Here is a 25,567-nt window from a genome sequence, read left to right as displayed (position 1 = left end):
GGAGTGGTCCCATAGCTAAGTTGAAATTGCGCTTCGTCTCCCACCTCAGTTTCTGCAATGTTGATGGGAGATTGTCCCTTACCATTGCCGCATAAAGCATAAACCGGGCTTAAGCTTCCCCAACTTGCAGGACCTTCATCCCCACCATACCCCCAATGAGCTGGTCGGGCAGATGCTTGTTTTTCCTCTTCGGCAGGGGCGGGAGGGGGGGTATCTTCTACAGTGTCTTTAGCAGGTTTGGAATTGCATGAAATGAATAGGGAAATGATAATTCCCACCAAAAAAAAGTGATAAGAGATTCTTCGCGTTGTCATGTTTGTTTTGAGTTTTCAGTTAAATAGTGTCCTAAAGATAGTAGTAAATTTTAATTATCAAATAGAACATTTTGTAAAAATCAGAATCCTTATTTAAAAGTTATTGAAAACTTAATTTTTAATTTTTCCCGAAACCTAACTTCTTCTCCTGTAACTCAGTACTAACCGGCCATTGAAGAAGAAGGCAGATCCGCAAAGTGCCATGAACCGGGAAAGGAGTGCAGCTAATTATTCCATTTTCTTAATCTTCCATCACAACCAAAATTAAATATTGTATTGTTTCAAATCATGAACTATATTCACTTAATAAACTGAAACTATAAATAATTTTATACAACAAACTTTAAATGATGAATCAAAAAAATAATGATACAGCAAATTTCGAAAAAATCGGAATTGATCGCTTAAATGCTCTAAGTGATGGTGTAATGGCTATTGCGCTCACTTTACTTGTTTTGGGAATAGATATACCTGACGATCACGATTTTAATACAGAAGGTCTAAATTTATTTTTATTAAAACTTGAGCCAGGTCTTATCGCCTATTTATCAAGTTTCTTCATCATTGGAGTTTACTGGATAATCCATCAAAAAATCTTCCATGTAATTCAATACACCAATCGGAATGTTATTTTTTTAAATATTATATTCTTATTTGCTATTTCTCTTATCCCTTTTGTTTCTAAAATCAAATCTCTTTATCCTTTAGATGAATTGGTGGTGATAATTTTTGCTTCTGCACATATAATTATTGGGATCATATTATTTATCATTTGGAAATACTTTACGAATCATCCGGAATTATTAAAATCCTCTATTAGCCAACAAAAAAATAAATTTATAGGAATAAGTATTTTAATCATCCCAATGATGTGCATTTTGGCTGTTATTGTAGCTTTTATTGATATTCAAATTGGTACTTACTTATTTATCTTAATACCATTGATTCATCTTTTCATTAATAAATGGGAAAAGGCTTTGAACTAAAAAAGATAAGGTGGTTGGCAGCTAATCCATTATAAATAATTAATGAAACTATAGTCAATAAAAGGTCATAAACAGTTACCTGTCTTGGTTTCCCTTTGGCAATTACTGTAGTAGAAGTTACCTTGAATCCTTTTTTCAAAAACAACGTGGTAGCTACTTACAGAATGGTAATTTCTATATTATTGATGCTACAAAAATTTATAATTGCAAGAAAAAATTTAAGAAATTTTGTTAGGGGTGAGTTTTAAATGAAAAACTTTTACGCTATGCGTCCCAGCATGGTCTTCGTTTGGTATTTTGTGTAATCTGAGTATAAATTTTTATAAAAAGTACGGGATTGATTAGGAAATAAAAAATTTAAATCTACATTTGTAGAACAAATAATTCAAATGTAGAATGGTAAAACTTTCAAAAAGCGAAGAGCAATTAATGGAAATTATTTGGGAGAGGAAAACGGCTTTCATGAAGGAAATTATTGAAAGTTATCCTGATCCCAAACCGGCAAATACCACAATTGCCACCCTGCTGAAAAGAATAAGAGAAAAGAAATTTATTGATTTTAAGCTTTTTGGTAATTCCCGGCAATACTTTCCTCTGGTGAAAAAGGAGGATTATTTCTCCCAACATGTAAATGGATTGATCAGGAGTTTCTTCGGCAATTCGGCCTTAAAATTTGCTTCATTTTTTACAAAGGAGACAAATCTTTCGAAAAAGGAGTTGGAGCAACTAAAAAGTATTATTGATCAGGAAATTGAAAAGAAAAAGAAATTATGATCTTTTATTTCCTCAAATTTATTTTTTGCAGTGGCATCTTTCTGTTGTGTTTCAAACTGGTTTTTGAAAAGGAAAAAATGCACCATTTTAAGCGATACTACTTATTGGTGAGTCTGTTGTTTTCTTTTTTAATTCCCCAATTTGAAATTCCTTCTGCATTTATTCCTGAGGTATATCCAAAACAGGAAAACCTGATTTATACAGAGCATGTATTTGAAAGTTATGAAAATATCCCATCCACATTCGATGAACCTGAATCAGAAAATGCTTTTGTATGGATTACCCTGATTTATAGTTGTATTTCCGGTATTCTTGTGATCAGGTTTTTGAAGAATCTAATAGGTCCTGTTTCCATGGCTAAACATGCTGAAAAACATCGCCTTAAAGGAAGAACTTTAATTTTGTGTAATCAGGAAATAAGTCCTTTTTGCTTTTTAAACTGGATTTTCGTGAATAAATCGGCATTTAATAAAAATAAAATAGAGGCGAAAATTTTAACCCATGAATTTGCCCATGCTGATCAAAAACATAGCCTGGATATCATTTTGATAGAACTATTATTGACACTTTGCTGGTTCAATCCCATTTTATTTTTCTATAGAAATGCCATTCGGCTCAACCATGAATTTCTGGCGGATGAAGCCGTATTAAAGCAACATGGAGACCCACATTCTTACCAGCAATTGATACTGCATCATGTAGCTCCGAATACAAATTTTGTTTTAAGCCATTCATTCAATTTTTTAACTCTCAAAAGAAGATTAATTATGATGACCGTTAAGACTTCCACTTTTAGCCGGATTATAAAACAAATTTCCGTTCTCCCCATGCTTATGGCAGTAATTTTAGTATTTGGAGAAAAAACATTTGCCCAACTAGAAGAGGAATGGATAAAGCCAGCAATTCTAAAAACCCACGCACCTAAACAGGATATTGTGGGGGAGGTCTTAGCCATTTTAAGTAAATATCAGGAAAGCAATCCTGACTGGAAAAAGAACCTGCCTAAGCTAATTTCAGAAAAAGATGAGAAACAAATTGAAGGTTTATATTTAAAAATGGATAAAACTCAAAAAGATCAACTACCTATAGTTTTTCTTGATGTTTTTACAGAAAAAAAAGTACCATCTTCAGAACAAATTGAATCATTCAAAGACGAAAAAATGTATGGTGTTTGGATTGATGGAGTTCGTGTAAAGAATGATGAATTGAATAATTTCACAAATTCTGATTTTTCCCATTTTGGAAAAAGTAGATTAACCAAGACTGCAAAACACTATGGTATTTATGTTTACCATCTAAGTTTGATGACAAATACTTATTGGGATAAAAAAATGGAGGATGGAACTATTGGATATAGGCTTTTATTTGTAAAAAAATAAGAATTTTTCTGTGGTTAATCCTTAACCTGCTCCAAATATTTCTGTTCAAATGATTGCCACAGGGTATTCATATATTGGCCATTTCTCATATCTCTGAAAGCCTTTGTTGGATTTTCAATGAGGATTTTTACCTCTGGGTATTTTTCAATGTTTACATTATTGAGTTGGAATTGTTCTTTTACAAACCTCATTTTTTCTTCGAAAATATAGCCATAATCATTTAGCCAGTTTTCAAATTCTTCTTCTGTAATTTTCAGGGATTTTTTCCCTTGTTGAACCCTCATTTTTTTGGAAATCAAAGTGGGAGATGGGGATCCATTCGGTTCATTTTTCGGGGCAACAGCAGTTTTAACCTGATGCTCTCCATTAACTGACTTTCCTTTGAGCAAAGCATAAATTTCATTTATTTGCTTTTTTAGGGACTCGATTTCTGCTGCCTGTTTTGCCACTACACTGGCCAAATCATTATTGTTGATCCCAACAGCCATATTGATAAAGTTTGTAGTTCCTCCATCTGAAGTCTGCCAGGCCACTCCGGCTATTTTGGAATAGTCTTCAATCTTCATTTTTTCAGGAGAAATGGCTATGCCAAAACCATCCTGATTTCCGGAAGCCAGAATGTAATCTCCTAATTCCACTTTTCCCACTACCTTTACCGGCACCTGCCCCAAAAAGGCCACTTTTTCAAATTGATTTTCCTTTTCAGATTCTGGCATATTCCCCACAATAATAGGGTTGGTGGAAATCACCATAACATGGTCTGCATCAGTCGTTTTTTTAGAAATTTTCCCGGCATAAACACCTACTATATCTCCCTCAGTAAAAGACTCATTCGGATCTGCTTTTTCAAGCCATTCGGCATAATCAGCTCCTCCCGTTTCGAAAGCTACACCCACATTTAATTCGGCATTGGCCGAAAGTTCTATCCATTGGGAATAAGCTTTTAATCCCTCTAATCCCATTACAATTACTTCAGCTGCATCGAGTTGAGTTCCACACGCAAGGCCCTCTGCCAATACGAAAGCCTCTTCCAGTCCGGCCATGGTAAAATCCCAAATAAACCGAAAACTGCTTTGCAATTCGGCAAGTGTCTGGCCTTCAATTCGGCCATGAATACCGGAACCGTCCCTGAAGGTGACAAAATTTTTGCTCGCGTTTCTACCTCCGTCTACTTTTATGGAAATACCCTGATCGCTGCCCTGTACGACCAGCGGATATGAATTTACATTATTTTGGCTGCCATTAATATCGGCTGTAATGGTCACCTGTCCGTTTAGGTCACTTTCCCCTTCTACTTCCAGCTCAGCCAATGTAGATAAACCATCTACATTTAAATCTCCGGTTAAGCTGGTATTACTGGCATTGGCCACTGTTAATGTACTATTTAAAGTAGTAGTGCCATTGAGGGTAGTGTTTCCATCCACTTCCATTGTGCCTGTAGCAGTGATATTTCTATGGAAAGCATAAGGAACGAAATAAAGTGCCTGATTTGAAAATTCTTCAAAGTCTGTAGCGTTTTCTTCCAGTTTTATTTCTACCATCAGGTTTTTAGGTGTGCCATCCCAATCAATATCCTCAAAATTACCAGGGCTGTTTCCTGTGGAATTCCCTTCCCCAATGATTACATTGATCATCCCGAATTCATCTGTTTTTGTCAGTTGTTCTTCCTGATAATCAGTTCCTCCTGCAGCATTTAGAATGGAGAACCTTATGGTCAATTCTGTATCGCCAATATGACTGCCTACTATGTCTACTCCTGGGATCTCAAATGCATTTTCGTCAATGAGCACAGCCTGATAGCTAATTCCATGGGATTGTGCATAAATAGATGAAGAAATTATAAAAAACAGTAGAAAGTTGATTAAAAGAAATTTCATGATATTGGCATTTTAAATAGATAGGCATTAGAAATTTTATTTGTGTAAAATTTTTATCAATACACCAAAACCGAATTGGTGTGTAATCAGGCTGAGTTCTTCCTTGTCATCAGGATTTCCTTTTAAAAGCGGGAAACTTTTGCCACCCATGTATTGGAAAAACAAGGCCACATCTTCAGAGAAACCATAACTTAAACCAGCTCCTCCCCGCACAAAAAACAAGGGTTGATCGAATTGTTCCACACCTTTCAGGTTATAGGCCTGGTTGTTTATTTGCTGGGTACCGGTAATTAAAAATTCACCAGAAAAAGTCCCTTTAATGAAAAAAATCAGGCCTTCACGGCCTTTTACAAATCCATTTTTTCGGTTGAAAAAATCACCAATTCTCCACAAGTCATATTCCAGACCCACATTTCCCCCCAAGTAGGCCATGTCCCACTCGAAATAGTAACTTCTTTCACTTCCAGATGCGCCATATTTATTATAAGTAACATTGGCTAAAACTTTAAAATTTTCAGTGAATACAGGCAATTTATAGCCAGCTTCCATATAGCCATAACTTCGGGAAAGCAGATTATCCAGTTTATTCCCATCAGAATTTTTGTAATCAAATGTGGAAATGGTTTTACCCATATTCAGCATCAGTTGTTGGGCGTGTGTAATCTGAAATGAACAGAGGAGGCAAAGTATTATTAAAAATTTATTCATGTCTATTCTTTAATGATTTGACGGACGAAATGAGTAGTGTTGGAATGAGACTGGAAAATATATTGGCCTGTCGGAAGTTCGGAAAGGTTAATCTGAAAAGAGGAATTTGGAGGGAAATGCTTTTCCAGCAATAATTTTCCCATTAGTGAAAAAATCCTGATCTGAATGTCCTCATTAGTCTTTTTCTGAAAGTAGAGAAATAGCGTTTCCCTTACCGGGTTGGGGTAAATCAGAGGTGAATTTTCAGCTTTGTATTTTTTGTTCTTTAAAATTGGTTGAATAAACCCTGGCTTTAAAATTTTTCCAGAATGCACAAAATGGCCGGTTACCCCAGATTGTCCTACACTTTGCTGAAAATAAATATTTTGTTTCCCCAAATGGATAGCACTGGAAATTCCTGAAGATCCCAGAGTGCTTCTAACAGCCAGAGGTTTTTGAGCCTTTGCCCTGTGGAAAAAGAATATTAAGGCAATTAATAAAAATAATTTCACGCCTTTAGTAAGATTGGTTAGTCAAAAATTAGCAATTGATTAGTGGTTTCCGGAGAAACATCAGTTCACTAAACTTACGTAAAAATACCGAAGAGTTCAATTTCAGGATAAAATACCATATTGTCAGCTTGTAATTTGTTGCGGTGATCCAAAAACATAAATGCAGAAAAGCAAAGAGGGGACCTCAGCAGGCATTGTATTTTTGCAATCCTGCATTCTGTTTAGGTCTTTGCCAGGACACAGGGTTTTTCAAATGGGAAAACCCTCTCAGGGAATTCTGAATTTTGGTAATTTTCACCGCAATCCGTTATAATTATTCAGTTTTTTAATTTATTCTTTTTTCTGATTTATCAGTATTTTATTCTCATTCATCCCAATTAATTGCTATTTCATTCATTATTCGCACAAAATCAGGTTAATATCCTTTGATAAATCAATAATTTCCCTAACTTGAAAATTGATCTTATTCCAACTAAGTACCAATACTTATTGATATTGAGCAATTTCATCTCAATATCAATCAATTGTGACAAGATCGGATACTTTTAATTTTATCCTATTACTTACTTAATGAAAATGAAAAACACTAACAATTCCCACCCTAAGGGGAAGATAACTTCCTTTTTCAATGCCCTATATAACAACCTGGATTCGGCATCAGGTAAATTTGAAAACTTTTGCAGAGATTATATTTTAAGGCCTTTCAGCTGGCTTTTTTCAAGAGTAGATCCCTGGAGTTATACGATAGAAGGGACTTTATTTAAGAAAATTCTTCAGGTTTCTATCTATCCTATTTTTATGGCAGCCACTTTTGTGATCGGTTTTAAACTGGTAGAAGATGGCTTTACCATAAGGACTTTTCTGGGGAATATAGTCATGTTCCTGATTTTCGGGGCTATTTTCGCCCCTTTGGAAAGGTTAATTCCTTTTAGCCGAAAGTGGCTTAAAGATGATGAAACTACCACTGATATCATGCTGTTTTTTGGCGGGAAATTCTGGGGGGATTATATCAATGGTCCATTGCGTCTGGCTACTATTTCTATTGTGGTACAGGAGATTTCTCCGGAAATAGGTCGTTCTATCTGGCCAACTTATCTGCATCCTGTTGTTCAGGTTTTATTATTACTTTCCGTCAGGGATTTTTTCAGATATTGGTATCACCGCTGGATGCATGAATCAGAATTTATGTGGCGGTGGCATTCTGTTCATCATTCTTCAACAAGATTATATTGGTTTAATGGGACACGGTCTCATCCTTTAGAAGGACTGGTTTCCAGCTTTTTATGGGCTATTCCATTGGCTTTTGTACAGGCTCCGGTAGAAATTGTTTTTGTAACTGGTTTGCTCAGCAGAACCATTGGTAGATTTCAGCATACTAACATGGATTTGATACTTGGTCCTTTTGACTATATTTTTTCATCGCCAAAAAACCATCGGTATCATCATTCTAAAAATATTGAGGAGGGAAATTCCAATTATGGAGGAGATGTGATTTTCTGGGATATTCTGTTTGGAACTTTCTATCTGCCCAAGGGTAAAAAGCCAAGTGATGAAATAGGCATTGGAGATATGCCCAACTTCCCCAAAACATTTGTGGGTCTGATGCTGGCTCCATTCAATTATGGGAATTTAAAAAAGAAAGCCAGACACCCTCATACGGTGGAAGAAGAAGAAAAAGTGATGGCAGGTTCTTCCTGATACAAGATTATGGATGAATTAATAGTCTTCGCCATAAAATTCGATGACTACATCACCGATGGCTTTAAAGCCTACAATTTCCAATGTAATTGGAGGCTGATGGCTTAATGGAGAAGGGGAGGGTTGGTGATTTCCGGCAAACATTTGCTGGATAAAGTTTTTCCCACCCTTTCTTTGCTTAATATCGCCAATTAAGCAGACCAGATTCCTTTTTACCTGGGTGTTTTCAGGAACTTTTATTTTTAAATTTCCTATGAGGCTATAACTTTCAATTCGAATGTGCGTGAATTTTTTTGCAATTTCTCTCAGGTCGAACATTGTATCCCCAATACCTATGATTACTTTCATATTGGGCCGGGTAATATCCAGTTGAGTGAAATTCCTGTCGCCAATTAAAGTAAAGTAATCGGCTTCATCAAAAGCATCTCGGAAAGTTTTGGCAGGACTGTTTGAAACGTAGGGCTGCTGAGGTGCAGCGGGTCTTTTAGAGGGGAAAATCTCGTGGGCCTGGGGAAAATCGTAAACGGCATTTTCCAATTCTTCAATAGATTTTGCCTCATTGGCGATTTTCAGCCTTTTTTCATATTCTGTAATTTCCAGGTCATTTTCAACAAAGGCATTGCCCAACATAGCCAATACTTTGTCTTTCAGCTTGGGCAATCCAAAAACTACCGGCCTTTTTTCTTCTTTTTTACGATTGTCCTTATAATTATTCTCCATTAAAACAGGCGACTTCAGATAAATGATATTCGTTGAATAACAGCTAATCCTAATTTTGTAGTTAGTTGAAGAAAGTTTTAAAAAATTACATCAACTGTTAAAAAAAAGATCACTTCTCTAAAGTTAAACAAATGCGAGAAATAAAGGAAATAGTTTTTCATAAGCCAACTATTTCCTGTTTTTTTCAGGAAGCCTTTTCAATGCCTTTGGCCACAAAATATGGATTCAATAAGTTTTCCTTATTGTAAACCACTGGTTCGGTTTTGCCAAATTGCAAGACCACTCCTCCAGCTTCTTTCACAATAATATGAGCTGCTGCAGTATCCCATTCCATGGTTGGGGCAATTCTTGGATAAATGTGTGCGGCACCCTCGGCAATAAGCATAAATTTCAGAGAACTTCCCATACTTACAATTTCTGGATTTTTCAGGTTGGAAATGAACTGGGTAGTTTCTTCATTCATGTGAGATCTTGAACCAACAATTTTCAGGTTTTCATCAGCAGTAGAGTAGGAGGCTGCATTTAATTGTTCGGATTCCCCATTTTCACTTTTAAAAGCACCATTCGATTTTGAAGCCCAGTACATTTGAGCTTTCACCGGCACATACACTACTCCAAGTATTGGCTGGTCATTGTGGATGAGGGCAATATTTACGGTAAATTCACCATTCTTTTTGATAAATTCCTTGGTACCATCAAGCGGATCTACCATCCAGAAATATTCCCACTTACTTCTTTCTTCATAAGAAATGGATTTCCCTTCTTCGCTTAATATGGGTAATTCTGAATTTTTTAATACTGCCACAATAGCTTCATGGGCCAATTTGTCGGCCAGGGTAAGTGGAGAATTATCTGATTTGGCTTCTGCTCCAAAATCTCCGGAATGATATACCTCCAGAATTTTTTCTCCGGCTACTACAGCCACTTCCTTGGCTTTTTCCAGCCAGGTATTTAAAAAATTTTGATCCATATCTTAAAAAATGAAGTGGCAATCACCAATGCTGATGATTGCCCTTTTAGTATAAATTATATCAATTAAATATTTAAATTATCATACCGGCAGCAACGGTTTCATTAGTAGATTCATCTACTAAAATGATGCTTCCTGTATTTCTGTTTCTTCGGTAACTATCGAAAAACAATGGATTTGTAGTTCTTAGTTTTACCCTTGTAATATCATTCATTTTTATATCCTTATCCTCCTCATTTCTGTGAAGGGTATTGATATCAACCTTGTACAGAATATCCTTGATGATTGCTCTGGCTTCATTACTGGTATGCTGCACATAATACTTAGCTCTTGGTACTGGTCCTTTTGGATTTAACCAGCACAACATTACCTCAATGTCCTGAGAAACGTTTGGTTGATTATTTGGCCTTACAATCATGTCTCCACGACTAATATCAATATCATCCTCTAAAGTAATAGTTACTGACATGGGCGCAAAGGCATTTTCCAATTCTCCATCAAAAGTATCGATTGATTTAATTTTTGATGTAAATCCAGATGGTAATACCAATACATCATCTCCTTTCTTGAAAACACCTCCGGCAATTCTTCCGGCATATCCTCTGTAATCATGGTATTCATCGGAATGAGGTCTTACCACATACTGCACCGGGAAACGGCAATCTACATGGTTCTGGTCGCTTCCGATATGGATAGTTTCCAGCATATAAAGCAAGGTAGATCCTCCATACCAGTCCATATTTTCAGATTTATCTACTACGTTATCCCCTTTTAAAGCACTTATCGGTACAAAGTGTACGTCATTTACTTCAAGTTTGGCAGCAAACTTTCTAAATTCAGCAACAATATCATCATAAACCTTCTGGTCATAATCTACCAGGTCCATTTTGTTCACACAAATGATGATATGTGGAATCTTTAATAAAGAAGCAATGAAAGCATGTCGGCAGGTTTGCTCTAAAATACCTTTTCTTGCATCTATGAGAATAAGGGCAAGATTGGCGGTAGAAGCACCTGTTACCATATTTCTGGTATATTGGATGTGACCAGGAGTATCCGCAATGATAAATTTCCTTTTTGGAGTAGCGAAATATCTGTATGCCACATCAATGGTGATCCCTTGTTCCCTTTCAGCCTTCAATCCATCTGTCAATAATGATAGATCAACATGGTCAAGGCCTTTGGTTTCACTAGATTTCTCCACTGCTAATAACTGGTCTTCAAAAATAGATTTTGAATCGTATAGCAACCTGCCTATCAAAGTACTTTTTCCGTCATCCACACTTCCTGCAGTAGTGAACCTTAGGATTTCCATATTCGATTGATCTGCTTCATTCATGAGTTTTCTAATTTATCTTTTCTGAAATTATTTCTTATTTTGTTTTTTACTTTTTTCCTGCTTTAAGAGCTTTTTATCGGCAGCTTTCACCCGTCTTTCCAGTTTTTTAAAATCCTCTGCCGCTGGAAGGTCTTCAGGAATTATACCTCTGTTTTTCAGAAGGTTACGCACATCTTTGTTGTTTTTCACATGCTCTTTGGTGATTTCTTTTTCTCCATAAAGATTGTGATTCTCCACATTGAAGTTGGTAATCTCTGTTGCGAAATCTTTGGCCTTAATGGTAATGGTTGGTAAAAAATCTGCCAGTGGGCGACTTTTGGGAACCCCCAATTTCAGTTTCATTTCCTTCGTACCACTTCCACCAAACAGGGCCTGATCTCCTTTATTTCTAATTCTGCCAAAACCGAACTGATCAACTCCTCTTTCAAAAATGTTTTTGGAAAATAGAGTCTCCGTTTTCGCCAGCTTAATTCTCGCCCTTTTCCTTTCGTCCAGTTCCAGCCGTTCTTCCAGCAGTTCCTGTTTTCTGGTTTGAAGGGCAAAATAAGCTTGTCCGAAAGCTACTTTTTCTATTTTAGGATCACCGTTCTGAACGATAAGATAACAGGCAAATCTGGTGAGCATAAAATCTTTAATTTTCAGCTCTTCCTCTGGATTTAACCTAATTACCTTGTCTACCACTACAAAGTGATCAGAAACATTTTCCTCTACATTTTTGCAGGCTTCTTCGGCCTTTTTAAGCGTATGCTCAAAAACTTCCCACTCACTATAATCCAGCAATTTTTGTAAATCACGTGCCAGCCAGAACTCTACCTGCTCAAACTCCTGAGCAATAGATTCAAATGCCGACTTCAATTCCTGGATTTTTTCCTGTTTCATTTTAGCAGTTTTTCATGCAATGCGAATTAACAATCTTAAAAATATCCCTGCTTCTTTCTATCTTCCATAGCTGTTTCAGATCGCTTATCATCACTTCTTGTACCCCTTTCTGTTTCTCTGGCTACAGATACCTCATTAATAATATCGTCCATGGTTGAAGCATCTGATTCAACAGCTCCGGTACAGGTCATGTCACCAATAGTTCTGAATCTAATTTGCTTCTCCACAATTTTTTCAGTGGGTTTTAAATTAAGAAACTCTGAATATCCTAATAGAGAACCATCCCTTTCAATACATTTTCTTTTATGTGTGAAGTAGATAGATGGAATTTCAATTTTTTCGTATTTGATGTATTGCCAAACATCCATTTCAGTCCAGTTACTAATAGGGAACACCCTGAAATGCTCGCCCATACTTTTTTTCCCATTGAACAGGTTCCAAAGTTCAGGCCTTTGGTTTTTAGGATCCCACTGGCCGAAATCATCTCTGTGAGAGAAAAACCTTTCTTTAGCTCTGGCTTTTTCTTCGTCTCTTCTGGCTCCACCCAGGCAGGCATCAAATTTATATTCTTCTATGGTATCTAATAAAGTAACCGTTTGCAGTGCATTTCTACTGGCATAAAAACCGGTTTCTTCTTTCACCTTACCCTCATCAATCGATTTTTGCACAGATCCTACGATAAGGTTAGCCCCTATTTCTTTGGCCAGTCTATCCCTGAATTCGATGGTTTCGGGAAAGTTATGACCAGTATCGATGTGTACTAAAGGAAATGGAATTTTTGCGGGGAAAAATGCTTTTCTGGCCAGGTGAGTTACCAGGATAGAATCTTTTCCACCCGAAAATAATAAAGCTGGCTTGTCAAACTTAGCGGCCACCTCACGCAAAACATAGATGGACTCGGCTTCAAGTTCTTTTAGATTATTTAAATAATAATTTTCCATTCTTTTTTCCTAAATTAATTTTTGGTTTTAAAACCAGTTATTTATTTACAAAGGGAAAATCTTTCCCCTTTTATGCCATTAATACTGCAAAAATGACTATTTAATTCTATTAATCACAGCTTTATAGAGTTGTTCTACAGAAGCTTCCAAAGTTTGCTGGTCGGTATGGATCACTATATCAGCATTTTCGGGTGCTTCAAATGGAGAATCAATTCCTGTGAATTTCTTTATTTTCCCATCTCTGGCTTTCTGGTAAAGTCCTTTGACATCCCTTTTTTCACAAACTTCCAAGGGGCAGTCCACAAAAACTTCCATGAACTCAACTTCCCCAATAAGTGATTTGGCCAAGGCCCTGTCTTCCTTGAAAGGAGAAATAAAAGCAGTGAGCACAATCAAACCGGCATCTGCAAAAAGCTTGGCCACCTCACTAATTCTTCTGATATTTTCCTTCCTGTCTTCGTCACTGAAAGTAAGGCCTTTGTTTAATCCGGTTCGGATATTATCCCCATCCAGGATATAAGTGTGCATTTCTTCTTCAAAGAGCTTTTGTTCCAATGCTCCTGCCAAAGTTGATTTTCCCGAACCAGAAAGACCGGTAAACCATAACACCACCGGCTTATGCTTTTTCAACCTTGCTCTGTCCTCTTTTTTGATCTTATGATCGTGAGGAATTATATTTTTATCAGACATATCAATTTAAATTATACCGCAAAACTATAAAAACAATACAAACTGCCGAATAAAGCACCGTTAAAGGCAGCCCTAATCTGAAATAATCCCGGAAATTATATCCTCCGGGGCCATACACCATCAGGTTAGTCTGGTAACCCATTGGTGTCAGGAAAGCTGCTGATGCACCAAACGCAATTGCCACATAAAAAGGTTTCCCATCAATCCCCAGATCCTGACAGAGGGTATAGGCAATGGGAAAAGCAATGGATACTGCAGCTGCATTTGTTATAAATGATGTGAGTAAAATGGTGAGTACAAACAATCCTATTAACAAACCCAGGTTCCCTGTGGGTTTCAGCACTGAAAAAAGTCCGTTGGAAAATAATTCTGCTGTTCCTGTTTCAATAAGGGCCTCACCTAGTACAAGAGCACATACCAGTATGGTAATTAGGTTGAAATCAAGCTCCTTTCGGACGTCATCAACCGAAAACAATCCCAATATCACCAGTGAAGTAAAAATAATCAACAACCCTAAAAATAACTCCAGTATTCCCCCAAGAATCAGGGCGATTATACTCAGGATAATTACCTTAAAAATATTCCTTTTTAGTTTATTGTCGGGAATGGATTCTCTCACTTTTGAAATTTCGTACAATCCTTTCAGCCTTTCATTTTGTTTATGAAAATCCTTTCCAACGGAAAGTAAGAGAAGATCGCCTACTGTAAGTCTCATATTTCCGATTTTCCCGCTTAGTTTTTCTCCATTCCTGTGAATGGCAATAATTGCAGCATTGTATTTACTTCTAAAATCGGTGTCTTTTACTAACAATCCTGCTAGTGAGGAATTGGCCGGGATCACCACTTCGGTAATATCCAGGTTATTTTGGATAAGGTGACTATCGGCTTTTGGTACATAAAAGCCTTTGTCCTCCGACAATAGATCGACAATTTTTTCAGTATCTCCGGCAAAAATCAGCCTGTCATTTACTTTTAGTTTTTCATTGGGTCCTACAGGTGAAATGATATCCTCTCCCCGGACCAATTCAACTAGGTATACCCCATTCAGATTTCTAAGTCCGCCATCCCCTACCGTTTTATTCAGTAAAGGGGAATTTTTTCCAATTCTTGTTTCTACCAGGTATTCCCTTGGTTTCTTTTTCAACATTTCGATCCTGTCCTTATTCTCGGGGAGCAATCTGGAGCCAATAACCAGAATAAACAAAACCCCGGAAATAGTAACAAGTAAGCCCAGGTATAAAAAGTCGCTGTAATTAAGAAGTACTTCATTCGATTGCTCCAGGAAACCATTGAGTACCAAGTTAGTAGAAGTACCCACTACGGTAATCATTCCTCCTAAAATTGTTGCATAAGAGAGAGGGATCAGGAGTTTTGATGGATAAACACCATTTCGTTTCCCCCAGTCGTACACATATGGAGTCATCATAGCCACCATAGGTGTATTATTGATAAATGCTGAACATCCCGCCACAAAACTCATCATTACAAATAAAAATGATCGGGGAGTAGTAGCCCGGGAGAACAGGCGATCGAAAAGGACGGAAATATTGAAGTTTTTTCTAAGTCCTGCTGAAATGAGAATAAGCAGGACTATAGTAAGAATTTGTTTGTTAGAAAAACCAGAAAGGAATTGTTCAGGAGTGATGATTTGGAAAACCAACAACAGAACAGTTCCAGATAAAAAAGTAATAGCAGGATCAAGAAACCCTTTGAACAAGCTGATAATAATCAGAAGAAGAACAGTAAGGGTTAATAATTGATGAAATTCAGCCACAAATATCTACTCCGGTTTTAAAAATTTCAACAAATATCTATATATGTGGAGAATCTTAAAAAGAATTATTGTATTTCTTGTTGATTTTTTATCATCTATCTAATTGAATTAGAAAAATCAGTGGATAATACGATTTATCCACTGATTTTTTAGTGCCAAAGTTTTCAGTTGTTTTTTAATCTAAAACAATTTTCAGGCTTCTCAGGAATGCTCCATTTTTAAGAACCTTTGTTATATATATGCCTTTTTCTGCTCCAAAATCCTTCAGATTAAATTTGGTTTGAATACTTCCGAAATAGCTATTTTTGAAAACCTGCTGACCCAGAGCATTGAAAATCAACAGCTCCACTTTGTCATTTTCCAAAACTTCCAATTTAAGATTTAATTCCCCTGAGGTAGGATTCGGATAAAGGTCAATCCCTTCCTCTAATAAATACATATCATCTGAAATACTATATCTGGCAGATGCACTTCCATTATTGAATGAGAAAGAAATATTATATTCTCCAATTACATTTCCCTGAGCTCCACCTTTATCATAAGCCTTAACAGTTAAATTATAACTATATCCATCCTTTGGAGTTGAAGGAGGCCAGTTAGCATAATTTCCACCATTGTCCCCGAATAAAGCATAAGGTGCCATTCCTTCGGTTTTACTATGATTTGCAGCACCGCCAAAACCCTGGAGCTCAAATTTTACACTTCCAATATTTTCCCCTATAGTATTGGTTCTGATATTCAAATTTTGGGTAGATAATTTGCTTAAATCAATTATACCATTTTTAGAAATAGGATTGTAAAACGTTATTGGTATATTTAGATCAGCGTTTATTAAAGAAATACTTTCAATCACGCCTGAACCACCACTGGTAGGTTCTGGTTTTACTGTAACGGTTACATTATCATCTTTTACCATTCCCTCATCGTCCTTCACTTCTAGCTTATAGGTATAACTGCCTTCAACTAAATTACTGATTTTTAGAATCTTAGTATTTTCACCCTCCATGGTGGAATTATTTGGACCACTTATTTGTGTCCATTTAAAAGTCACCGATCCTCCATCAGGGTCATTTCCATCTCCAAATAAGCTGATGCTGTTTGAAGGTAAGGTCAATATTTGATCAGCTCCTGCATTGGCAATCGGATCTTTTTTTACAGGAGGAAGACTTTCATCTATAAAAGAAAAGTTAATGGTTAATTCTTCCAGTAGATTTCCTTTACCCCCGGGTTGATCAAAAGCTTTTATTAAAAGACTGTAATGAAAACCGGCCTTGGGTGATCCTGAACCCCATTCATTATAATTTCCACCACTATCCCCAAATAAAGCGTAGGGCTCCACACTCTCAGTTTGAGTATGATTTTTCCCTCCACCAGAAACAGCAGTGAGGATAAAACTGATGCTTCCAACCTTTTTAGTAGTCTGAGCTTTAATATTGAGGTTAGTATGTGGTAATTTGGCAATATTAATTTCACCACCATTGGTTATCGGATCATAAATACCAATTGACTGATTACTTGAAGCATTAATTAAAGTAATCCCCTGAATTACATCCCCACCCTTAATTTCTGGTTTTACAATTATCTGAACTTCATCTTCTACAGCTACATTTTCATCATCAGTTACTTTTAATTTGAATTTATATAAACCTTCCACCAAGCCATTAATCCTTAATTCACTAGTAGTTTTATATTGTAAAACTGGTGAACTGGGGCCAGAAACCTGGCTCCACAAAAAGGTAACTTGGCCTCCATCCGGATCATATCCATTTCCCGGAAGAGCAACATAGTTATTGGGGAGGGTAATTTCTTTATCAGGTCCTGCATCAACAATTGGATTTTTATTAGTATTGGGTTTTGGTAATACCGTAATTGTAACAAAATCTTCTGCCAAAGATAATTCATCATCTGTTACCTTCAGACTCAATTTATAAACGCCCTCCACCAAACCACTTACCCTTAAAAAGGATTTATCAGTTTCAGAAAGCACCGCCTGAGAAGGACCCTCTACCTGTTTCCAGCTATAGGTTACACTACCTCCATCAGGATCGCTGCCAGCACCAAGTAACACTACTGTATCCTTAGGGGCAACAATAGTTCTATCAATTCCTGCATCAACAATAGGATCTTTATTAGTATTGGGTTTTGGTAAAACTTTAATAGTTACGAAATCCACTTCCGAGGATAATTCATCATCAGTTACCGTCAGGCTAAAAGTATATATCCCTTCCTGAAGGCCTTTGACATTTAACTTAGCTAACTCCAATCCCGAAAGTTGCAACTGTGAAGGACCACTAACCTGTTTCCATAAAAAGGCGACATCACCTCCATCTGGATCACTTCCTGAACCACTTAGCATAACAGAATCTTTAGGTAAAACAATAGTCCTGTCCAGTCCGGCATCCACTATTGGCTTAATATTCATAGGGGGGGTTACTACCACCATCATTGAGTCATAAGCTGTTGTACCCTCGTCATCTTCTACCATTAACTTGAATTTATAGGTGCCTTCGTAGAGATTACTAGCAACTACTAGACTTGCATTTTTCCCGATTAGTGTGGCATTATTTGGCCCTGAAATTTGTGACCATGCAAATTTTACAGTTCCTCCATCTGGATCAAGTCCTTTTCCGGTAATGGTTACCTGATCGGTTGGTAAACTAATATTTAAATCCGGACCTGCATCCGCTGTTGGATCTTTCTTTGCCACTGGTCCGATATTCACAAGTTCTACATAATCTATCCATTGCCAATTACTTTTGGCTGTTATAGTTAATATATAATCTCCTGAGGCCAATTCAACTGGAGGGACAGAATTCATAGTTCCCAAATAGAACCCTCCTAGTTCCCCTGAAAATGCTGATAAACTTGCGTTATCTCCCAGCATACTTAAAGGCTCTCCATCAAGGGTAAATTCATATCCATCTGGCCAATAAGCTATTGGATTACCATTGTGTCCTGATCTTAATCTGACTTTTACCTGATACTTTGAACCACTTACATTATTTAGTTTAATATTAATTTTATCTCCTTTATCAAAAATGGATACACCTGTTTCCTGACTTAAAATTTTGCCATATATCTTATTGATTTTATACTTTCCTGTTTCTGCAGCAATTGTATAATTATCTTCTGCTTCATAAATTGTAGATGGAGGTGGGGCCACTTCCTCAAAATAGGCAATAAGGTTACTATCCTGAGCCGGGTTGGTAATCATATGGTTCTTGGATTTACCATCAGACCATCCTGTAAATTTATAGGTTTTTCCATTTAAGGTTTGTGGAGAAATCACATCAATCTGACTAGTAAAACCAACAAGTTCATCATGAACATGAGGTGTTTGTTTTGGTGCTCCATCCAGGTGAATTTTAAGTCCGGATGGCTGAGTTTCAAAAGTTAATATAGTTTTTGTTGGATAAATAGTATCGGCTTCAACGGTTGAAAGATTATCGGCATCCTTCACTGTCAATTTAACAATGAAACCCGTTTCACTTTCAAAACTATGCCCGCTGGATGGGATCGTAAATTCCGCTTTTTTACCTGAAATTCCATTGATAAATGGATGTGTATGGTCATCATGAAGAAAATCAACATACCATACAAAATCATTTTCAGAAAGTAATCCATCATCGGTTGCATCTCCATCTAGGATAATCTTTTGACTCGCAATAAATTTACTATTATTTATAGGCGAATTAATGGTCACTACCGGGGGTTCACCCACCTGAATGGTTATTTCTTCACTTTGTACAGTAATTCCGGGAATTATTACACTAAATCGAGCTTTATAAGTTCCGGATTTGGTATAGGTGTGAGCTATTACAGGAGATCCTGATTTGGTCCCATCACCAAAGTCCCAGTTATAAGTCAAAGTCTGACTGCCCAGATATTGTGCTTCCCCGTTAAAATTTACCGTAAGGGGTGTTTCCCCTTTTGTTTTATCTACAAGGGCTTTTGTAATTACTGGCGGGGCAATATTTCCATTTGTATAATATATTTTCCGGAGTTGTCCAGTATTCTGGGCTCCTTTATTGAACATCAGGTAAAAAATTTCTCCTTTTGGGCCTTGTTCAATATCTACCATTCCAAATGTTCCTGAAGGAGAGACAAATTCTTCCATTCTACTTTCACCTGTACCTAGGGAAGTAATATTCAGATTGTTATCCATTTTCAGATAACGAATCCAACTTTGAGCATAATCTGCGAGAAAGTAAGCCCCTTGATACTCTGCAGGGAAATTTCCTCCTCTGTATACAAACCCACCGGTTATAGAATTTCCCCTGTTAGGTTTGTGTTTGTAAGCATATATTGGATCTACAAAATTTGGGCCATTGCAATTTCCATCACTATCTCTGTTTTCGTCTCCGCATTCAGGCCATCCATAATTTGCTCCTTTTACACCATACCTTAAATTTTCCCAGGATTTTTCATGATTATTTCCTCCAACTTCACCCATAATAAACTTTTTGCTTACTTCATCATAAGAAGCTTTAAAAGGGTTTCTTAATCCCCATGCGTATATTTCGGATAACTCTCCATTGGGACCACTGGCAGCCCCACCATTATAAAAAGGATTGTCATTTGGAATGCTTCCATCTTTATTGAGCCTTAATAACTTTCCATGAAATTTTTGGAGGTCCTGCACTTTTTCTATTTCTTGTAAATCACCTATAACTAAAAAAATCTCTCCTGCTTTTGAAATGGCTAATGCTCCCCCCAAATGGTAAAGGTTTTTTCCAAAATTGATATAATTGGCATGGGTTTGCCAGATAATAAATTCAGAAGATATATTGGAAGAGTTTCCTGAGGCAGTAAATCTAGAAAGTCTCAATCTTCCATCGTTTGTAGAGTGATATACATAAAAATAATTATTTGAAGTGAAATCAGGATCAAGACACATTGTCAACAATCCTCTTTCAAACTCTGTATTAAGATTTGGAATAGTTAAAAACAAGGAAAGTTCCGGAGTACTTGCATATGGATCGCAAAGGAATATTTTCCCGTCTTTTTGGCTAATTAAAGCTTTTCCGTTGGGCAGGAATTTTAAATCAGTTGGTTGCTGTAATCCTGAAGTAACTAACTCATCTTTGAAATCATTGGGTAATAAATACCTTGAATTGGCTTTGAAAATAATCTTTGCATCCATTTTGGAATGACCATAAGACAAGTACAAGCTAATATAATTAGTAAAGGCAAATAGTAACAGTAATTTTCTTCCCATTTTGTGATTTGTTAAATTAATAAGCTCCTATTGAGTAGTTAAGTCTTAGGAAAACTTTTGAAGAAATAGCCAACTGTATATAAAGAAATAGTGTCTATCATCTTTGATATGGCAATTGATTATTCCGAATAGTCCTGACTTTAAAAGGGTTTATATTAGTTTTCTGAATTGATAGATTGGTTTGTCCCTCCAGCAATTCAAACTTCAACAATTTTTTAATTTTGTTGAACAACAAATTACACTTTGTTAAACTTAGATTAATTCTTTTATCCTATTGTGACAGGCATTAAATAAGAGATGTTAGTAAGCTTTTGATAACATCCTAAGATAATTCACTTATCTCTTGCTAGTCCCACTAAGTTATTTAGTTTCCTGTTTATTTATAAGCGCAGAATAAAAATCTGCACCATTAAATTAAATAAATGGTTGGTTTTTACGCAATTTAGATGGGATTTTTTTTAAGATAAATATTTTGTGGTTAATGAATGTTAACTAAAAAAATAAATTTGGATTAAGCAGGATTCTTGAAGAATTATTTAAACCTCTCCATGATTTCCTTCCAATTTGTGAAAAGGATACCTTCTTGTTCAAAGAATTTTATAAGGTCGGGATCTGAAAACATTTTGGCTTCCCAAACTCTTTGTTGCCAGGAGTTGGTAATGGTTTTCAGATTTTCTGTTTCCACAGAAGGATGGAAGATAATTTCTGTAATGCCCGGTTTGAGTGATAGAATCAAATCCTTGAATTTCTGGATTTTTTCTTCATAAGTTTTGGCATTAGGGGCACTGGTAAAATTGTCAATTTTAGGCAGACTATAATTTTCTGCATATCGAATTACATCGTCATTTATAGGATAACCCACGGCTCTAAATTTTTCAACTACTGCACTGTCCGATAAATCTATGACGTTAGCAGGTATTTTGTATTCTTCAGCCACCCTAAAGAAAACTTCTATATATTCTGGATGCGCGTAAAGCGTACCCATATGAGTGTCAATATGATCTGGTCTGTACCCTAAGGCGATACTTTTTTCAATTTGAGCTCTTATTTCCTTTTCTACTTCTTTTGCCGAAGCATGTCTAACCACATCAGGAACTTCTCTCCATAATTTTCTTTCGGGATCAATCAGCCCTGGTACTTCTGCAGTATCTTCTACAGAATGCCATCGGTAGGTTTTCCATTCACTGGTTAAGGTTAAATGTAATCCCAAATCTTCCTCAGGATGCGATTTGGCCCAATCAATAAACTCTTCAAACTTTGGACATGGAGGCATTCCGGCTGCTGATTGAATTACATCAGTTTCCAATTGTTGAAAAGTAGCAATATTAGCTTCCTCACACATACCAGCATCATCAGCATGTAAAATGATCACTTTTTTCCCTTTAGGAAACCCTAGTTTTTCTGCCCAGTTTGCAGGCTGATCTGTATCGCCACTTTCTTTTTGCTCATTGGTACAGGAAATAGAAATCAGGATTGTAAATAGGAATAGGGCAAATTGATTTATCTGTTGTTTCATGAAGTTTTTTAGCTATTTATTTTTTATACCTTGTCAATATTTATACTGCCAAAACAGAGGACCGGACTATTCAATTTCCTAAAGTTTTGCTGCTTATTTAAGAAAATCCTTTTATTATTTTAGTTTATTTAATGGATGTGTAATATTTGCGTAATTTTTAGGAAGGGGAAAATGCTATTTTATTAAATCCTTTTCCTAAAGAGGAGATGAAATTCTAAGAAACTTAATGCACAAATAATTGTTTATTTAATCGATATAATCATTCTTTAGGTTTGTGATAAAAAGGGCAAAAACTAATTATGGCACCAAATATAAAAGAAGCTAAGAAAAAGTTAGACCAGATCGGATACCTCAACCTTAAAGTGGATCCCTCACTGGATTTAATCGCTGAAATCCAAAAATTAAAAAAGGAAAAAAATGCTGTAATTCTGGCTCATTATTATCAGGAGCCTGTTATTCAGGATATTTCCGATTATTTGGGTGATAGCCTGGCATTGGCCAAAAAAGCTGCTGAAACCGATGCTGATGTGATTGTTTTTGCAGGAGTTCATTTCATGGCAGAAACTGCAAAAATCATTAATCCTGAGAAAACTGTATTATTACCCGATCTTAAGGCGGGTTGTTCCTTAGCGGATTCTTGTCCTCCCACTGAGTTCAAAAAGTTTATCGATCAACACCCTGATCACATTGTAATTACTTATATCAATTGCTCTGCAGATATCAAAACGATGAGTGATATTACCTGTACCTCATCCAACGCAGTAAAAATTATTGAATCTGTTCCCAAAGATCAGCCTATCATTTTTGCACCGGATAAAAATTTAGGTAAATACCTCATCAAAAAAACCGGAAGAGATATGGTTTTATGGGAAGGTTCCTGTATTGTCCATGAGGCTTTTTCTGTGGACAAGCTAATAGAATTACACAACAAGCACCCTAAAGCGAAAATTATAGCTCATCCCGAATCTGAAGAACCTTTATTGAAAACTGCTCAATTTATCGGTTCAACAGCTCAATTATTAAAGTTTGTAAAAGAAGATGAAGGAGAGGAATTTATTGTAGCCACAGAAGCTGGTATTCTTCATCAAATGATGAAAGAAGTGCCCGAAAAAACACTTATTCCTGCTCCTAGTAATGAAGACAACACTTGTGCCTGTAGTGAGTGTGCATTCATGAAACAAAATACACTTGAAAAGCTATATTTATGTATGAAATACGGATCTCCTGAAATTAATTTATCACAAAGAGTAATTGAAGAGGGAAGAAAACCAATAGAAAGAATGTTGGAAATTTCTTAACTCAATGAGGGAAATACCTGTTTACGAATGCCGGCCGGTATTGCTCTTTTAACGAAATGAAAGGAGACTGATGAAATTTGATACAGATTTTTTAGTAATAGGCTCTGGGTTGGCAGGGTTAACCTATGCCCTAAAAGTGGCAAAAAAACTTCCCCAGTCAAAAATTACTATTGTTACCAAAGCAGAGGAGGGGGAGTCCAATACGAAATATGCTCAGGGAGGAATTGCAGTGGTAATTGACCAGGATGAAGATTCATTTAAAAAACATATTAAAGATACCTTGATTGCCGGAGATGGCCTTTGTGATAAGGAAGTGGTGAAAATGGTGGTAAAAAAGGGGCCAAAGAGATTTTGGGAAATTATTGATTGGGGAGCAGAATTTGACAAGCAGTCTACTGGTGAATATGATTTGGGAAGGGAAGGAGGACATTCCGTAAACAGGATCGCCCATCACAAGGATATTACGGGGCTGGAAATGTCCAGAAAACTGATCCGGCAAATTAATGCCATGCCCAATATAGAGGTGCTATCCTACCATTTTGCCATTGACCTGATTACGGAACACCATTTCAAAAATCCGGTCCAACCTAAAAATCAGGAAATTAATTGTTATGGTGCTTATGTGTTGAATCATAAAACCAGACAAATAGAGAAAATTCTGGCAAAAGTTACGCTTCTGGCAAGTGGAGGGATTGGTCATGTTTACAGAAACACGACAAACCCTGTTGTAGCTACCGGGGATGGAATTGCTATGGCTTATCGAGCCAAAGCTTTCATCCAGAATATGGAATTTATCCAGTTTCATCCTACGGCTTTATACAATCCTGGAGAGACACCTTCTTTCCTAATTTCAGAAGCTGTAAGAGGATTTGGGGCTAAACTTAAAACCAAATCTGGTGAGCCTTTTATGTATAAATACGATGAAAGAGAAGAGCTGGCTTCAAGGGATATTGTGGCAAGAGCCATTGATTCGGAATTGAAAATAAGCGGGGATGATTTTGTTTATCTTGATTGCCGGCATTTGGATAAAGAAGCTTTCAGGCAACATTTTCCAAATATCTATGACAAATGTGCCAGTTTGGGAATTTATGCGGAAAAAAATATGATTCCCGTTGTCCCTGCAGCGCATTACCTGTGTGGAGGTATAAAAGTAGATTTAAAAGGCAGAACAAGTGTGGGCAATTTATATGCTTGTGGAGAATGTACACACACGGGTTTACATGGTGCCAATCGACTGGCTTCCAATTCTTTACTTGAAGCATTGGTTTATGCACATACCTGTTATAAGGATGGAATAAAAAAGGTAGAATCGATTGAGGAGCCCGAAGAAATAAATGAATGGAATGCAGAAGGCACGATGGAACCGAAGGAGATGATTCTTATTACCCATACCAGAAAGGAACTTCAGACTTTAATGAGTGACCTGGTAGGAATTGTCCGATCCGATGAGAGATTGGAATTAGCCAGACAAAAGCTCCATTTCATTTATAAGGAAACCAAAAAGCTTTACGAAAATTCTACTTTGTCACCGCAACTTTGTGAATTGCGAAACCTGGTGACAGTGGCCTATCTGATAATTGAGCAATCTATTAAACGACAAGAAAACAGAGGAGGGTATTATAACAAAGATCTGGAACAAAAGTAATTTGAAAATCCTGATATCAGGATTTTCAATATCAGGCCTGAGCCTTTTTTATAAGTGTCATTAAATTGAAAAAGAAGGTGATAAATGCACCAACCTGCCATCCCAGGGTAATTCCTTCATAATAAAGCCAGGTAGTACAAACAGCGCAGGTAAATGTAATCAGCATAAATTTCTTCATAATAGTTATTTGTTAGTGATAATAGTTTGTACTGCTAAATAGATACCCGGGTTTGTTTCCTTAAATTTTGTTTAGTTAACCAAAGTGAATATACAATGGAAAATGTGCAATAATTTGTTTGGTCTCTATTGTTCAAACCAAAGTCCCAAGAGGCCACCTCTTTCATGGTGGT

General features: G+C 36.6%; 19 protein-coding genes and 1 pseudogene. 6 read left to right on the top strand and 14 right to left on the bottom strand.

Annotation, left to right across the window (positions count from 1 at the left end):
* Positions 1-314, bottom strand: a pseudogene (locus A3EM_RS0118125) (carbonic anhydrase family protein); the annotation flags it as partial.
* Positions 315-661: 347 nt separating this feature from the next.
* Between A3EM_RS0118125 and A3EM_RS0118120 the strand changes: the two are divergent.
* The 3 genes from A3EM_RS0118120 (at position 662) to A3EM_RS0118110 (ending at position 3,453) form a co-directional block, all read left to right on the top strand.
* On the top strand, positions 662-1,300 hold the full coding sequence (locus A3EM_RS0118120) for a TMEM175 family protein (RefSeq protein ID WP_083925252.1): 639 nt from the start codon (positions 662-664) through the stop codon (positions 1,298-1,300).
* A 396-nt stretch (positions 1,301-1,696) separates the two neighbouring features.
* The gene (locus A3EM_RS0118115; RefSeq protein WP_020529656.1) at positions 1,697-2,074 is read left to right on the top strand and encodes a BlaI/MecI/CopY family transcriptional regulator; all 378 of its coding nucleotides are present in this window, start codon (positions 1,697-1,699) and stop codon (positions 2,072-2,074) included.
* Positions 2,075-2,151: 77 nt separating this feature from the next.
* A complete protein-coding gene (locus A3EM_RS0118110; protein ID WP_157637942.1) occupies positions 2,152-3,453 on the top strand; it encodes a M56 family metallopeptidase in 1,302 nt (433 codons plus the stop codon).
* A gap of 14 nt (positions 3,454-3,467) precedes the next feature.
* On the opposite strand, the gene A3EM_RS0118105 is transcribed toward A3EM_RS0118110, so the two are convergent.
* The 3 genes from A3EM_RS0118105 to A3EM_RS0118095 are packed head-to-tail and all read right to left on the bottom strand — an operon-like array spanning position 3,468 to position 6,529.
* Positions 3,468-5,330, bottom strand: coding sequence for a hypothetical protein (locus A3EM_RS0118105; protein WP_020529654.1), 1,863 nt, complete (start codon positions 5,328-5,330; stop codon positions 3,468-3,470).
* Between the two features lie 36 nt (positions 5,331-5,366).
* Positions 5,367-6,038, bottom strand: coding sequence for a hypothetical protein (locus A3EM_RS0118100; RefSeq protein ID WP_157637941.1), 672 nt, complete (start codon positions 6,036-6,038; stop codon positions 5,367-5,369).
* Between the two features lie 2 nt (positions 6,039-6,040).
* Positions 6,041-6,529, bottom strand: a complete 489-nt coding sequence (locus A3EM_RS0118095; protein ID WP_020529652.1) for a T9SS type A sorting domain-containing protein — start codon at positions 6,527-6,529, stop codon at positions 6,041-6,043.
* 576 nt (positions 6,530-7,105) lie between these two features.
* On the opposite strand from A3EM_RS0118095, the gene A3EM_RS0118085 reads away from it, so the two are divergent.
* Positions 7,106-8,227: a sterol desaturase family protein gene (locus tag A3EM_RS0118085; RefSeq protein WP_157637940.1), complete on the top strand. Its 1,122-nt coding sequence runs from the start codon at positions 7,106-7,108 to the stop codon at positions 8,225-8,227.
* Between the two features lie 18 nt (positions 8,228-8,245).
* On the opposite strand, the gene A3EM_RS0118080 is transcribed toward A3EM_RS0118085, so the two are convergent.
* From A3EM_RS0118080 to A3EM_RS0118040, 9 genes are all read right to left on the bottom strand, one after another.
* Entirely contained in the window at positions 8,246-8,947 is a 702-nt protein-coding gene (locus A3EM_RS0118080) for a LiaF domain-containing protein (protein WP_020529649.1), read from the bottom strand.
* A 184-nt stretch (positions 8,948-9,131) separates the two neighbouring features.
* A complete protein-coding gene (cysQ, locus tag A3EM_RS0118075; protein WP_020529648.1) occupies positions 9,132-9,917 on the bottom strand; it encodes a 3'(2'),5'-bisphosphate nucleotidase CysQ in 786 nt (261 codons plus the stop codon).
* A gap of 73 nt (positions 9,918-9,990) precedes the next feature.
* Entirely contained in the window at positions 9,991-11,256 is a 1,266-nt protein-coding gene (gene cysN / locus A3EM_RS0118070) for a sulfate adenylyltransferase subunit CysN (RefSeq protein WP_020529647.1), read from the bottom strand.
* Between the two features lie 27 nt (positions 11,257-11,283).
* A complete protein-coding gene (gene dinD, locus A3EM_RS0118065; protein WP_020529646.1) occupies positions 11,284-12,135 on the bottom strand; it encodes a DNA damage-inducible protein D in 852 nt (283 codons plus the stop codon).
* A 35-nt stretch (positions 12,136-12,170) separates the two neighbouring features.
* On the bottom strand, positions 12,171-13,076 hold the full coding sequence (gene cysD / locus A3EM_RS0118060) for a sulfate adenylyltransferase subunit CysD (protein ID WP_020529645.1): 906 nt from the start codon (positions 13,074-13,076) through the stop codon (positions 12,171-12,173).
* 96 nt (positions 13,077-13,172) lie between these two features.
* Entirely contained in the window at positions 13,173-13,766 is a 594-nt protein-coding gene (gene cysC / locus A3EM_RS0118055; RefSeq protein ID WP_020529644.1) for an adenylyl-sulfate kinase, read from the bottom strand.
* 1 nt (position 13,767) lies between these two features.
* On the bottom strand, positions 13,768-15,540 hold the full coding sequence (locus A3EM_RS0118050) for an SLC13 family permease (protein ID WP_020529643.1): 1,773 nt from the start codon (positions 15,538-15,540) through the stop codon (positions 13,768-13,770).
* Between the two features lie 175 nt (positions 15,541-15,715).
* The gene (locus A3EM_RS0118045; protein ID WP_020529642.1) at positions 15,716-20,758 is read right to left on the bottom strand and encodes a PKD domain-containing protein; all 5,043 of its coding nucleotides are present in this window, start codon (positions 20,756-20,758) and stop codon (positions 15,716-15,718) included.
* Positions 20,759-21,290: 532 nt separating this feature from the next.
* Positions 21,291-22,274, bottom strand: coding sequence for a polysaccharide deacetylase family protein (locus A3EM_RS0118040; RefSeq protein ID WP_020529641.1), 984 nt, complete (start codon positions 22,272-22,274; stop codon positions 21,291-21,293).
* 299 nt (positions 22,275-22,573) lie between these two features.
* Here A3EM_RS0118040 and nadA point away from each other — a divergent pair, with 299 nt between their 5' ends.
* Both nadA and nadB read left to right on the top strand, forming a co-directional pair.
* Positions 22,574-23,572 (top strand): quinolinate synthase NadA, encoded by a 999-nt coding sequence (gene nadA, locus A3EM_RS0118035; RefSeq protein WP_020529640.1) that lies wholly within the window; start codon positions 22,574-22,576, stop codon positions 23,570-23,572.
* Between the two features lie 70 nt (positions 23,573-23,642).
* Positions 23,643-25,217, top strand: a complete 1,575-nt coding sequence (nadB, locus tag A3EM_RS0118030; RefSeq protein ID WP_020529639.1) for an L-aspartate oxidase — start codon at positions 23,643-23,645, stop codon at positions 25,215-25,217.
* A 31-nt stretch (positions 25,218-25,248) separates the two neighbouring features.
* On the opposite strand, the gene A3EM_RS47605 is transcribed toward nadB, so the two are convergent.
* Complete coding sequence (locus tag A3EM_RS47605; protein WP_020529638.1) at positions 25,249-25,395, bottom strand: hypothetical protein; 147 nt, start codon at positions 25,393-25,395, stop codon at positions 25,249-25,251.
* Positions 25,396-25,567 lie beyond the last annotated feature (172 nt).

This window comes from Flexithrix dorotheae DSM 6795 (assembly GCF_000379765.1).
GTDB classification, from domain to species: Bacteria; Bacteroidota; Bacteroidia; order Cytophagales; family Flammeovirgaceae; genus Flexithrix; species Flexithrix dorotheae.
This window is presented reverse-complemented; position numbering and strand designations above follow the sequence as displayed.